Annotated in this window: 13 protein-coding genes; 9 read left to right on the top strand and 4 right to left on the bottom strand. The window is 56.4% G+C overall.

The genetic code is table 11. The annotated features are described in order from the left end of the window. Positions 1–235: 235 nt before the first annotated feature. Entirely contained in the window at positions 236–445 is a 210-nt protein-coding gene (locus GJT30_03465) for a hypothetical protein (protein MSM38668.1), read from the top strand. A 35-nt stretch (positions 446–480) separates the two neighbouring features. Here GJT30_03465 and GJT30_03460 read toward each other — a convergent pair whose 3' ends face one another. Beyond that, on the bottom strand, positions 481–1935 hold the full coding sequence (locus GJT30_03460) for a response regulator (GenBank protein MSM38667.1): 1455 nt from the start codon (positions 1933–1935) through the stop codon (positions 481–483). A gap of 166 nt (positions 1936–2101) precedes the next feature. Here GJT30_03460 and mutL point away from each other — a divergent pair, with 166 nt between their 5' ends. From mutL to GJT30_03435, 5 genes are all read left to right on the top strand, one after another. Continuing rightward, on the top strand, positions 2102–3925 hold the full coding sequence (gene mutL / locus GJT30_03455; protein ID MSM38666.1) for a DNA mismatch repair endonuclease MutL: 1824 nt from the start codon (positions 2102–2104) through the stop codon (positions 3923–3925). Next, positions 3846–4937: a tRNA (adenosine(37)-N6)-dimethylallyltransferase MiaA gene (gene miaA, locus GJT30_03450; GenBank protein ID MSM38665.1), complete on the top strand. Its 1092-nt coding sequence runs from the start codon at positions 3846–3848 to the stop codon at positions 4935–4937. Before mutL ends, miaA begins: the two co-directional genes overlap by 80 nt. Beyond that, a complete protein-coding gene (gene hfq, locus GJT30_03445; protein MSM38664.1) occupies positions 4885–5109 on the top strand; it encodes an RNA chaperone Hfq in 225 nt (74 codons plus the stop codon). Before miaA ends, hfq begins: the two co-directional genes overlap by 53 nt. 63 nt (positions 5110–5172) lie before the next feature. Beyond that, positions 5173–6261 carry an AI-2E family transporter gene (locus GJT30_03440; protein MSM38663.1) on the top strand — a complete coding sequence of 363 codons (1089 nt, stop codon included), beginning with the start codon at positions 5173–5175 and terminating at the stop codon, positions 6259–6261. Continuing rightward, complete coding sequence (locus GJT30_03435; protein MSM38662.1) at positions 6258–7565, top strand: DUF512 domain-containing protein; 1308 nt, start codon at positions 6258–6260, stop codon at positions 7563–7565. The genes GJT30_03440 and GJT30_03435 overlap by 4 nt, the downstream gene beginning before the upstream one ends. Before the next feature lie 77 nt (positions 7566–7642). Here the strand turns inward: GJT30_03435 and GJT30_03430 are convergent, their stop codons facing one another. Continuing rightward, the gene (locus GJT30_03430; protein ID MSM38661.1) at positions 7643–8671 is read right to left on the bottom strand and encodes a cytochrome C; all 1029 of its coding nucleotides are present in this window, start codon (positions 8669–8671) and stop codon (positions 7643–7645) included. A gap of 108 nt (positions 8672–8779) precedes the next feature. Here GJT30_03430 and GJT30_03425 point away from each other — a divergent pair, with 108 nt between their 5' ends. Then, positions 8780–9298 carry a DUF4124 domain-containing protein gene (locus GJT30_03425; GenBank protein ID MSM38660.1) on the top strand — a complete coding sequence of 173 codons (519 nt, stop codon included), beginning with the start codon at positions 8780–8782 and terminating at the stop codon, positions 9296–9298. An 18-nt stretch (positions 9299–9316) separates the two neighbouring features. Here GJT30_03425 and GJT30_03420 read toward each other — a convergent pair whose 3' ends face one another. Together GJT30_03420 and GJT30_03415 are read right to left on the bottom strand one after the other, a co-directional pair. Continuing rightward, positions 9317–9874 (bottom strand): hypothetical protein, encoded by a 558-nt coding sequence (locus GJT30_03420; GenBank protein ID MSM38659.1) that lies wholly within the window; start codon positions 9872–9874, stop codon positions 9317–9319. Further along, on the bottom strand, positions 9871–11208 hold the full coding sequence (locus GJT30_03415) for a HAMP domain-containing protein (protein MSM38658.1): 1338 nt from the start codon (positions 11206–11208) through the stop codon (positions 9871–9873). Before GJT30_03415 ends, GJT30_03420 begins: the two co-directional genes overlap by 4 nt. 176 nt (positions 11209–11384) lie before the next feature. On the opposite strand from GJT30_03415, the gene nadC reads away from it, so the two are divergent. Together nadC and GJT30_03405 are read left to right on the top strand one after the other, a co-directional pair. Next, complete coding sequence (gene nadC, locus GJT30_03410; GenBank protein ID MSM38657.1) at positions 11385–12215, top strand: carboxylating nicotinate-nucleotide diphosphorylase; 831 nt, start codon at positions 11385–11387, stop codon at positions 12213–12215. Next, on the top strand, positions 12212–13213 hold the full coding sequence (locus GJT30_03405; GenBank protein MSM38656.1) for a biotin--[acetyl-CoA-carboxylase] ligase: 1002 nt from the start codon (positions 12212–12214) through the stop codon (positions 13211–13213). Before nadC ends, GJT30_03405 begins: the two co-directional genes overlap by 4 nt. The last annotated feature ends 32 nt before the right edge of the window (positions 13214–13245 follow it).

Below are 13245 nucleotides of genomic sequence, written 5' to 3'. Positions count from 1 at the left end.
AATATACTATTACTTCGAACCAGGGTGTCGGGAGTTCGAATCTCTCCGGGCGCGCCAAATTTTATTGAATCCGTTTACTGTTGGAAGGCCATCCTTTTGTGGATGGCCTTTCGCGTTGGATGTCGATCAAGGATTGATAAACATGTTTCAGCCGAGTGACAATGGTGTTGCAACATTTTGGAGGTATAATAAATGAAATGAGAAGCGCCGGCGGTTCCTGGGCAAAGGGGGAGTTATGCTGGTTATGGTCAGATACATCGACGGCAACTATGACATGGTAGTCGCGCATCGTCTTGAAGGGCTCATCAAGGCTGGCAAGATCCTGGAGTTCCGCAGAGGAAATGGCTGGGCCCGTATTGGCAGGGACTCCACCCGTGGGCCGGAAACTGACTATGAAGGAGAAGAGCGAAGAAAGGGAACATCTTCAGATCATCCCACGTATTGAGAGTTCCTTTGTCTTCCTTCTCCCCAAATCCTTTGTTACGACTCTCCGGTACTTGAACGATATGCCGAGATGGCGTTTGATGTACTTACCATCCTGTCAAAGAGGGTGCGGTAGTTTTCTTCACTGGTACGGAGCGCCTCTTCAGCCTTTTTCCGTTCGGTGACATCCTCCCCGGAAAAGAGCAGTCCGGCAACAGTGCCATCCTTGTTGACCAACAGGGATGCATGTATCGCCAGAACCCGTTCAGTTCCGTTCCTCGTTACGATGGTCCTCTCAAAATATTCCCGGAACTCCCGCTTTCCACGCATCAGTTCATCGTATTCGCTTTGCAGGACAGGGGCCTGTTCCTCTGAGGTGCAGAGAGCGAACCAGTTTTCTCCGAGCATTTCCTTTTGCGAGCAGCCAAGGATCGTGCACCCTTTGGCGTTGATCATGGTTATGGTGCCGTCTCGGTCGAGCGCGACGATGAGAACGCCGGCTACGTCAAGATAGAGTTGGGCCTGATCCCGTTCCTGCTGGAGTTCTTCCTCCATGCGTCGACGGTCGACGGCAGTACGGATGGCATTGATCCCATAGGCGAGATTTTCGGAAAGTTTTGTCAACAGAACAACCTCTTTGCTGTCAAAAGCGTCTGGTTCACGGGCATAGACGTTCAGAACACCTTGGGCAGAAGGGCTGATGGTGAAGGGAATGGCGACAAGTGAGGAGAAACCACGACTGGCAGCGTCGACTTGACGATGCATGTAGCGCCGGTCTGCGAAAATATCCTTCACAATCGCCGGCCGCCCGCTCTGGATGGCTTTGCCCACGGGGCTTTTCGCGACATCTGCCTCGCTCCAGGCTAGACGCATGGCTTCGAGCGCACCTTCCTCGAACCCGCTCTGGGCAACCGGTCGGAAGCGGAGTTCTGCCTTATCTTCGGTAAAACCGATCCAGGCAAGTCGGTAGCCCCCTATTTCGACAATATCCCGGCAGAGGCTTTGCAAAAGCTCGTTTTCGCTGTCAGACCTGGTAAGCGATTGGTTACTTTCGTTGAGGAGTTTCAGTGCCCGGTTGCTGCGGGCCAGTTCCTGTTTCTGCCGCTGCAGATCGTGCATCCTTTCGTTCAGCGTCTGCTGCAGCTCCACGTAACGCCTGCCGACCTGGATACGTGCACGCAGTTCTTCCGTCTCGAAAGGCTTGGTTATGTAGTCATCGGCCCCCGCTTCCAGTCCGGCAACGATATCTTCCTTATGGCCCCGGCAGGTAAGCAGGATTACATACGCGGGAAAAGGTGCCGAGTGTGAGCGCAGGTTGCGGCAGATATCGATGCCATCCATGCCGGGCATCATCCAGTCCAGGATGACAAGTGCGGGTGCATCTGGTTGCTGGAGAAGGTTCCATGCCTCAATGCCATCACTTGCGCTGACCACGGTATAATCCCAGGCCTTCAGCAGGGCTTCGAGCACCCGGTGCACGGAAACATTGTCGTCTGCGATCAGTACTTTCACTCTATTTCCTTTGTCGAAGGGGTAACCCCTGCAGAAGGCAGGTCGCCCCGGATTCTTAACATGCTATTTCCGCAACGCTTTGTTCTGCTTTACCATAGTGCGATCTCCTTTACAAGCGCCGGAGCGTGCGCTATTGTAGCTTCATTTTTCGGACATGAGGTGTTTCGTGGCGACCCGGATCAGGATACTACCTGAACAACTGGCCAACAAGATAGCTGCCGGAGAAGTAGTGGAACGGCCGGCAGCGGTGGTGAAGGAGCTGGTGGAGAATTCCCTTGATGCCGGTGCGCAGGAGATTTCCGTCGAAATCGAAACCGGGGGGAAAAAGTCCATCAGGGTCAGCGATGATGGTTGTGGACTCTCGCGCGAGGAGGCTTTGTTGGCCCTGGAACGTCATGCGACCAGCAAGCTGGCCAGCGATGCCGATCTGGCCGCCATCGCGACGCTCGGGTTCCGCGGCGAGGCGCTCCCCTCCATTGCATCGGTTTCCCGGCTGACCCTGGCGAGTCGTGAACGCGAGAGTGTCGAAGGGTCGGAAATCTATGTCGAAGGTGGGAAGATTGTCTCGGTAAAGGCGCATGGCATGGCAGCAGGGACGGCGATCGAGGTGCGCAATCTCTTTTTCAATACCCCGGCCCGACTCAAATTCATGCGGAGTGCCGAGACAGAGGCGGGTCATGTCGGGGAACTGCTCACCAGGCTGGCCCTCTCTCGTCCCGACGTCAGAATGACCTATATCTCCGATCGACGCAGTCAGTTCAGGGTCCTGCAGGGGAACCTCAGTGATCGGGTTTCATCCCTGCTTGGCAGCGATGTCAGCCAGGGGCTCTGGCCTCTGGAAACCACGGAGGGCTCGATAACGGTTCGCGGGTTCATCAGCCGTCCCGAATTGAGCCGCTCTACCACCACTTATCTCTACACCTATATCAACGGTCGATTCATCCGTGATCGCGTGGTGCAGCATGCAATCCTCCAGGCCTATCGCGGCGTGCTTGAACGTGGGCGCTATCCCGTGGTGGTGCTTTTCATGGATATCCCACCGGAAGAGGTGGATGTCAATGTCCATCCGACAAAGCATGAAGTACGGTTCAGAGAGCAGGGCAGGGTTCACGACGTGATTCAGGCTGCGGTGGAGAATCTTCTGCGGACCTCCCCCTGGACTGTGCGGGCTGCTGCCGCATCCCTGACGGTTGCATCTGCTGACCGGCAACTGCGCGAAGCACGGGACACGGGTGTCCGTGAGGCGCTGGCACGTTATGCGGCTCTACCGGTCAGGGAGCAGCCATCCGTGTTCCCCGTGCCCCCTGCGACGTCCTCCCGGAGCTTTTCCTCTTCGGTGGCACAAGCTGCCGCCCCTGAGAGCATGGCCGGGTTACCGGACAATGGCGGCGGATATTACTCATCCCTGACGGTTCTAGGCCAGTTCAATGCCATGTATATCCTCTGCCAGGACGGTACCGACCTGGTGCTCATCGATCAGCATGCCGCGCATGAGCGCATCGCGTTCCAGCAGTTGAAGGCCCAGTTCGGGCAAACAGGGGTGGAAGTCCAAGGCCTGCTCTTCCCCGAGACCATCGAGCTGACCTTTGCCGAAAGCGCCTGTGTCAAGGAGTTTGCCGATACTCTGGAGAAACTGGGTTTCGAGCTTGAGGCATTCGGCGGGACTACCTCGGTGATCAAAGGGGTGCCGCGGATGTTTGCCCATCTCGATTATCAAAGAATGCTGAGAGATATCGTCGCAGAACTGCTGCAGATCGGACGCAGCCACGCTGCCGTTGAGCTGGCAGACGACCTGATGGCCTGCATGGCATGTCACAGCGTGGTGCGGGGAAGCCGTTCGCTTTCCGTGGAGGAGATCCGCAGCCTGCTCAGGCAGATGGATCAGGCTGAATTTGCCGCTACCTGCCCCCATGGCAGACCCGTCCTCTGCAGGTTTCCCCTGGGCGATATCGAACGGATGTTCAAACGCTCAAAGAGCGGTAATCCGTAAGGTGGAGACGGTCGTGGCAGAGGATTGCGGCGGGAAGGCACGGATCGTCATTATCCAGGGGCCGACGGCCTCGGGGAAGAGCGAGCTGGCAATCCGCCTTGCCGAACAGCTTGACGGCGAGATCATCAATGCGGACTCCATGCAGGTCTACCGCGGCATGGACATCGGCACTGCCAAGCCTTCACCGGCCATGCAGCAGCGCGTGCCGCACCATCTCATCGATATCGTGGACCCTGACGTGAATTTTACCGCTGCCGATTTCCAGCGCCGGGCCAGCGAGGCTATCGACTCGATCCAGAGGCGTGGGAAGCATCCCATCGTCGTAGGTGGGACAGGGCTCTATATTCGGGCACTTCTCAACGGTCTCATGGAATCTCCTGCCGGTGACGAGGAGTATCGCCGGGAATTGAAGGCCCTTGCGGCCCAGGCTGGGAATGAGGCTGTCCACCGTCTGCTTTTGGCTGTTGACCCGGCTACTGCTGCCATGCTCCATCCCAACGACCTGGTGCGGGTCATGCGGGCGCTTGAGGTCTTTCGGCAGACCGGCCGGCCGATATCCGAGTTGCGGCAGGAGCACGGTTTCAGCGGCGATCATTATCGGGCACTCAAGCTCGGCATCAGGGTGGAGCGACAGGAGCTGTATCGGAGGATCGAGCAGCGTGTCGACCGGATGATGGAAGATGGGCTGGAGCATGAGGTCCGTCAGCTGCTTGCCGCCGGCTTCCATGCCGACCTGAAGGCGATGCGGGCCATAGGCTATCGCCAGATCTGCGCGTATCTTGCCGGTTCAGTACCGCTGGAAGAGGCGATTGCGCTGATCAAGCAGGAAACCCGGCACTATGCCAAGCGTCAGGATACCTGGTTCAAGCGGGATGCAGAAATTTCCTGGGTTGATTATCAAAAAAGTTTTGCTAGTATCGTAAACTATGTGATTGATTTCTTGTCTAAAGGAGTGTGTTATGGCAAAAGCACCATTCAACATCCAGGATCAGTATCTGAACCAGTCCCGTAAGGAACGGGTTAAGATTATCGTCAAGCTCATGACCGGAGAAACCATGGAAGGGTATATCAAGTCATTCGATAATTTTTCGGTTCTCATGGAGGTGCAGGGGGATATCCTGATCTACAAGCATGCCATTGCCACCATTACATCGTCTGACGGTACCTTCAAGCTCCATCAGTAGCATCCGGACGCCATGATCGGAATGTGGGAAGGGCGGCCACTGTGGTCGCCCTTCCTTTATGGGATGAAATCTTCTATGCGGAACCGTCAAATCATTACGGCCAGTGCGCTCATTCTCATGGGTGTCGCTTTCGTAGCGCTTTGCTACTGGCTATCGGCAATCGTCCTGCCACTCTTCCTTGCGTTTATCATTGCCTACATCCTTGCTCCTCTCGTTGCCTGGGCAGAAGCAAAAGGGGTGAAGCGCAGTATCGCCGTCCTGGGGATGTTTGCACTGATCTCTTTGATTGCCGGCGGGATTTCATGGTTTTTCCTCGGTTCGCTCAGCCGCGAGTTCCAGGCTATCCAGGCGGCCCTTCCCGACTATGCATCCCGGCTCTATTCACTGATCCCGCAACAGGTCAAGGTCTATCTCGACATCGAGACCCCGGAGAAGGTCTACAGTCACATCAGTACGGCTCTAGCCACCCTGAGGGAGCTCCCCATGGGGGTTTACCGCGATACCTTCCTGGTTGTCCAGAAGGCGTTTGCCACGACCCTCTCGCTTATTCTGACGGTCCTCGGTTACCTGATCATCCCGGTCTATCTCTACTACTTCCTGAAGGATCTGCCGCGGATGTGGGAGGGTACCCTCTACCTGATCCCGCTTCCGTGGCGGCCGTGGTTTGTCGCGCGGGTCGACGAGGTGCAGGATGTCCTTGCTGCATTCATCCGCGGACAGCTTTCGGTCTGCCTGATCCTGGCTGTGCTCTACAGCATCGGTCTTTCCCTGATCGGCATCGACCTGGCCGTGATGATCGGGACCTTGGCCGGGCTTGCCTTCATCATCCCCTATCTCGGCACCCTGATCGGGATCGTGCTGTCGGTATTGATGGCCCTGCTTAAGTTTCAGGACCTCCTGCACCCGCTGCTCTGTCTGGGGTGGTTTGCGCTGGTACAGGCGTTTGAGGGGAGTGTGATCACGCCGAAAATCGTGGGCGACAAGGTGGGGCTGCATCCCCTGATGATCATGATTGCGCTGCTGGTCGGCGGGCAGGTCGCGGGAATCCTCGGAATGCTGCTGGCAGTCCCGCTGACGGCCGTATGCAACGTCTTTGGCCGGTCGATGATTGCCCGTTATCGCGAGTCTGACTTCTTTGCGGGGGATCTATGAAGGGGCTTCTGATCGAAGAGGTCATGAAGGGGAGTGTTGCTGACGAACTCGGCATAGAACCGGGGGATCGCCTGATCGCCATTGACGGCCATCGGTTACGCGACATCATCGATTTCCATTATTGGGCGTCCGGCGACCAACTCATCCTCGATCTGGAGCGGGCTGACGGGAGCCTCTGGGAATGTGAAGTGGAGGATGCCATGGAGCAGCCTCTGGGACTTCGCTTTGCGACACCCAGCCCGGCGCGGTGCCGCAATGCCTGCGTTTTCTGTTTCGTCCACCAACTTCCCCGCGGGCTGCGCCGTCCCCTCTATGTCAAAGACGAGGACTATCGCCTCTCCTTTCTGTACGGCAATTACGTCACGCTTGCGAATGTTCGCAAGTCTGAACTGGTTCGTATCAAGAAACAACGGCTTTCCCCGCTCTACATCTCCGTTCATGCCACTGACTCGGCTCTTCGCGATCGTTTGCTGGGGCGCAGCGGAGCTCCCCCCATCCTAGACATCATGCAGGAACTGGCATCCGCACGGATTGTCATGCATACCCAGGTGGTGCTCTGTCCGGGGCTCAACGATGGCGCGGCCCTGGAAAAGACGGTGCGCGATCTGGTGGAACTCTACCCGCAGGTCGCTTCACTGGCCATCGTGCCTGTTGGGCTTACGAGCCATCGCACCAATCTTCCCCGGCTGTCCCCGGTGACTACCGAGTATGCCACCGCGTTCATCCGGGAATGGCAACCTCTGGCGGAGCGCCTGGAACGGGAGCTCGGCGAACCGTTTCTCTTTCTGGCCGATGAATTCTATCTCAAGGCAGGGCTGCCGTTTCCCGAATTTTCCACCTATGGCGAGTTCCCACAGCTGGAAAACGGGGTGGGCATGGTGCCGCTTTTCCGGAACGAGGCTGCCAAGGTCCTGCGTAAGGCCCGCCAGCTCGGTAATGGCTCTGCAACCGTGGTGACCGGTCTATCTGCGTTGCCGGTCATCAGCGAATTTCTCGACGCCCTGTCGGTCAAGACCGGCGTGACGCTCACCCCGCTTGCGGTTGAGAACCGGCTTTTCGGCCCCAGTGTAACCGTGACCGGCCTTATTGCCGGGGGGGATATCATTGCTGCACTGCAGGGGAGGGACGTGGGGGATCTGCTGTTGATTCCCGATGTCATGCTCAAGGAAGGGGAGGGGATCTTTCTCGACGACCTGACGGTTGTCGATCTGCAAAAGGCGACGAATGCGCGAATGGTTGTTGTGGACACCTCTCCGTCAGGGCTCTACGAAGCCATCAGGAAACGGTTTCGGCCGAAGCGCTGATGGCTGCCCCGTAGTTACGAGAAAGGCGGGTACCCGAGGGTGCCCGCCTTTCTCTCTGCTTTGTATGCAACGTGACGTTACATCTTATGGCACTTTTCGCAGTTTTCCTTGACGCTGAATGCATCTTTGCCGTCATTGTGACACCCGCCGCAGGAAGCGCCTTTTTCCATGTCGCCCATGGTGGCCTTTTTCACGCCAACCTTGAACGGGAAGAGCTTGGTGTGACAATTGGAGCATTTGTACATATTCAGGTGATAGGCGTGGTTAAAGATGACTTCGCCCCCTTCGTTCTTGAAGGTAATGGGTGCCGGTTTAAAAGCGGCATGGCAGCGTTCGCAGTCACCGCTTGAGGAAAAGGCGTCTTTGCCGTTGTGACAGGCTCCGCATGATTTCCCCTGCTCCATTTCACCCATGGTGCGGTGGAGTGTTCCGGCCTTGTACGGGAAGATTGCGGTGTGGCAGTCATTGCACTGGTACATGCCCAAATGGAATTTGTGGCTGAAGGCGGCGTTGGTGATCCCTTTGAGGCTGAAGGTGATATCGCGCGGTTGATAGCCCTTGTGGCATCGCGTGCAGTTGCCGCCAACCGTGAATGCTCCCTTGCCATTATGACAGGCACCGCACGTCCGGCCCTTTTCCATCTCCGCCATGGTGACGTTCTTGTCTTTGCCGGTAATGACCTTGCCGTTGTGGCAGCTGCGGCACTTCCCTTTGGTCTTGTCGATGTGCAGGGAGTGGTTGAACACGACCTCGGTTGCCTTCTTCATCTTGTACGTGATGTTGCGGGTCTTTCCCGTATGGCAGCGGATGCAATCGCTTTCACTTGCGACGCTGAAGGCCTTTACCCCACTATGGCAGCCTCCGCACGACTTGGTCTTCTCCATGTCGGCCATGGTGTAGCGCGTGCGATTCTTGAGATTGAAAATGGCATTATGACAAACCTTGCAGTTGTTGTTATATTTGGAGAGGTGAAGGTCGTGGCTGAATATGACCGGATCGGCATTCTTGAACGTGAAGGAGATGTCTTTGGTCTCCTTGGCATGAACAACGGTGGCAAACAGCATGCAGACGGCAGCGGCTAGAATGGTGCAACATCTTGAATTCATAATGGGCTCCTCTTTTGAGGGGGGGTAAATGTAAGTAAAGCACTATACTAATATATGGTATTCCCGTCAAATTGAAAAATTGTCCAGAGGCAAGAGAGGGGCTGACGTATGAGGAACGATCTGCTGTATCTATGTACGCTGGGGCTCATCGTGGCGGTTGCTGCCGAAGTGCCTGCTGCCACCTATCAATGGGAAGACAGCAAGGGTGGGATGCACTTCACCGACAACCCCGACAACATCCCGAAAAAATACCGGGGAAAGGTGCGTGAACTCGAATCGATTGCCCCGTCGGCAACTTCCATCATCCCGGATACGGCTCCAGTGCAGCCTTCATCATCGGTTACAGCCGGCAGAGCTCAGGATGAAACGGTTTGGCGGCAGCGATATGCTTCGATCAGGGGTGAACTGGCGAGCATCAGGGAGAGAATTGCGACAAAGAAGGAAAAATTGCAGGAACTGCGCCGCCAACGGACCCTCTTCCACAAGGTGAGTGATCGTTTGGCCTATAATGATCTGGAAAGGGAAATCGGGCAGGACGAGGATAGGGTCAGCCAGCTGGAGAAAGAGCTTGCCGACCTGGATGTTGAGGCGGCAAGGGAGGCCGTACCGCTGGAATGGCGCAAGTAGCCGTTGCGAGCGGATCGGTCAGCGCCGGTTTTTCCGTTCCAGTTCGACGTCAAGGTCTTTCAGCTTGTCGATCCGCTCCTTAATCTCCTTGTTTTCCTTGGTGAGCGACTGATTTGTCCCCTGCAGCTGCTGGATGGTGAGGTGCAGTTCCCGGTTATCCTTGCTCAGAGCCGTATTACGCAGCTTTAGCGCGCGAAGATCCCCCCGCACTCCTTCTACGGAGTTCATGTACTCCATGAGCGGCCAAGCCAGCCTTGTCCATTCACTGGTGGGAAACTCCGTCCGGAGCCGCTCCATCCTTTTCTGCACCAGCTGCATTCCCTCAGGCTCCTTGTATTGCCTTAAACCAAGCATGCTCAGGCGGAATAACGCTTCGTCGGTTACCCCGGATACATTTTCGCTGGCGCAGATCTCCTCAAGGAGCTTGGTTGCAGCCAGTTCGTTCCCTTTATCCATGGCGTTGATCGCTTCTGACAGTTTCCCTTTTTGTGTCAAGCCGGAGAACATCTGCATGTTTTTCAACGAGCATCCCCCGAGCAGCAGCATTAGGAGTAGGGCAGTTACAAGTCGTCTCATCGTTTCCCTTTACGCCGGTTTATAAAGTAATTGCTCCCCGGCTGGACTTTGACGTGATCCTTGATCTGGGCGGCTGTTCTGGCAATCTCTACAGCGGAATCGTATTCGTCGCCGTGCTGGCAGATCAGGACGGCAATAGAGACGGTCATAATGGGAAAGGTGCGATGTACGCCATAGCGGTCAACCCCTTCGATCGCACCTCTAGCCACGTCTTCCTGGGTGTAATGTGCCACAATATCACGATCGAAGCGAGCCGTTACCGCCTTACAGACCTCTTCGGCATTGTCCGCCTCAAGAACGATAACGAAATCATCCCCTCCCACATGGCCGACAAAGGCATCGTCGCCTGCAAGTCTCGTGGTTTCTTCATAGATAATTTCGCCGCTCATCTTGATCAGTTCGCTTCCCTTGATATAGCCATAGCGGTCGTTGTATGCCTTGAAATTGTCGAGGTCTACATAGCAGACCGCAAAGGGGAGGCAACTCAGCAGACGCTTGTTGAGGACCCGCTCGATGGCAATATTGCCCGGCAGTCGGGTCAGGGGGCTCGCATCGAGGCTCATCTGTTCGAGCTCTTTCAGCCGGGCCGCCATGTGGGTGAAATCCCTCGCCAGGTCGCCGATTTCGTCGCCGGGCGGGATCTGCGGGTCATAATCGAATTCGCCTTCGGCGATGCGATGAGTGGCTTTTTTCAGTTTTCTGATGGCCGTGGAGATGGAAAAGGTCACATAGGTGGCAACAGCTGTAGCAAGGAGAAAGCCGGTAAAGGAGAGGATGAGGGTCCAGCTGACGGTCCACTGTTGCCGTTGGTCAGCCGATTCCAGCTTGGTGTTGAGCCTGACTTGTTCGTTGGTGGAAATCGTGTCTATGGATGAAATTACCTTGGCAGCCGCGGCCTGGAGGGCAACAGGACTTTTGCTCTCTTTCATGAAAACGGCATCGGCCAAACGACGGTACTGGGCGTAATTGCTCACGAGCGTCGTCAGTTCCGGCAGGGTTTTTTTCCGTTGCATCGATGAGAGGATGCCGATGAATTCGTCTTCCCGTTTGGTGAAGAGTTCTTTGAATTCGTTGCTGCCAAGGATCAGATACTTGCCGGCATAACGCTCCTGTGCGACAATCGATTCCCTGAGCTGCTGGGATTCGTTGATGAAAACCAGGTCGGTTTTCGCAATCTCGCGGGCTGTCCTGTGCAGTGAAAAGAGACCGTAGGTAGCAAAGGTCAGAGCTGCAATCGTGAAGAATGCCATTGCAGAATATCCGGCAATGATCTTTTTCACCAGGGTAAGGCGAGGGGTCTGGCGCTCAGAAGGAGATGTGCCGTGCCTGTTCATAACGGCACATTCTAGTGCAGTAGGGTGGATAAGTCAACAAACGTGGGACAATGACGTTCGGGACATGTGGCAATGCCCCTGACAGTGGGGAATGACGACGGATCCCCCTTCATTAGCGGTTGCGGGGCACTTGATCCTGTGTTATAAGTTGGCTACTTATCCCTTGGAGAATTCTTATGACCGGTGTCGACCGGATCATTGAAAATGCGCTGTTCGAAGATATTCATACTGGTGACATAACCACATTGGCGGTTGTCCCCCAGTCGCGCCAGATTCATGCGCGCCTGATAGCCAAGGAAGAGTTGGTGCTGGCAGGGATTGAGGTTGCCGCACGGGTTTTTGCGCTCCTCGATCCGCAGACGTCCTTTACCCCGTGTTTCCGTGATGGTGACCGGGTGCCGTGCGGAGGCCTCCTGGCCGAGATGGCCGGTGATGCCGCCCTGCTGCTGCAAGGGGAGCGTGTGGCTCTCAACCTGTTGCAGCGGATGTGTGGTGTCGCAACCCTGACTGCCCGCTATGTGGAACAGGTTGCGGGAACCAGGGCACGTATCGTCGATACCCGGAAGACCACGCCTGGTCTCAGGGTGCTGGAGAAATACGCCGTGCGCGTCGGGGGCGGCATCAACCACCGGACCGGCCTTTACGACGGCGTTCTCATCAAGGAAAACCATATAGCCGCTGCAGGTGGCATCACCGAGGCGATCCGGAGAGCACGGGCCTACATCCCCCACACCCTGAAGATAGAGATCGAGACGGAAACCATTGCCCAGGTTGAGGAGGCGCTTGTTGCAGGTGCTGAGATCATCATGCTGGACAATATGGACGTGGCTGCCATGCGAACGGCAGTGGAGCTGGTTGGCGAAAGGGCGCTTCTTGAGGCATCGGGCGGGGTTAACCTCGACACCGTGCGCAGCATTGCTGAAACCGGCGTCAGTATCATATCCGTGGGGGCATTGACCCATTCGGCGCGGGCCATGGACATTTCCATGCTCCTGGAGGAATATTGAGGGGAAAGGCTGGCCAGAGTGTGGACCGGGCGATCGACCGGCAGATTCTGGAACTGTTCCGGGAACGGGGCAGCGTTATTTCCGGCGGGGAATTGAGCCGGGTCCTCAATGTTTCGCGCACTGCCGTCTGGAAACATATCACCGGCCTCAGGGGGCAGGGATACCGGATAGAATCTCTTCATGCCAGCGGCTATAGGCTGGTTGAGTCCCCGGATGTCCTGACGTCTGCTGCCGTTACCGCAGGTCTTGCCACAGATCGTCTGGGCCATCAGGTGATCTGTCTTGCAGGCACCGGTTCCACCAATCTGGAAGCCTATCGCCTCGCCGAACAAGGTGCTCCGGAGGGGACCCTGGTCCTGGCCGATGCCCAGAATCAGGGAAAAGGGAGACTGGGCCGCAGCTGGCATTCGCCACCCGGCGTCAATCTCTACTGCTCATTGATCCTGCGTCCGTCGATCCCCCCTGTTGCAGCTTTCCAGCTCACCTTTCTCTCTGCTGTTGCCGTAGCCCGGGCGATTGAGTCCGAGGCGCGATTGCGACCATTCATCAAATGGCCCAACGATATCCTGGTGAACGGGAAAAAGGTTGCCGGCCTGCTCAATGAAATGAGCGCCGAGGTCGATCGGGTAAATTTCATCGTTCTCGGTATCGGCGTCAATCTGAACATGCGGGCTGACCAGTTTCCCGATGACCTGCGGCATCCGGCCACCTCCCTGTTCCTGGAAACGGGGGAGGCGGTCAACCGGCTCTCGTTCGTGAGAACGCTGATCGAGACCCTGGACGATCTCTATGACCGTTACCTGCGGGACGGCTATGATCCTGTTCGGAAGGAATGGCTGGAGCGCTCCGGGATGGTTGGCCTCAGGGTTGCGGTTGACGGTACGACAGAACGCCTGGAAGGTGTCGTGATGGGCATAGATGACAGCGGTGCCCTGCTGGTAGACCAGGCTGGCGGTCCGGTTGCGCGGGTCCTTGCCGGCGATGTGAGAATACTTTGAAGCTGATGAGAAACGTTGTGCATGAATCCCGA

The sequence above is a fragment of the Geobacter sp. genome (assembly GCA_009684525.1).
Classification (GTDB): Bacteria; Desulfobacterota; Desulfuromonadia; order Geobacterales; family DSM-12255; genus Geoanaerobacter.
This window is presented reverse-complemented; position numbering and strand designations above follow the sequence as displayed.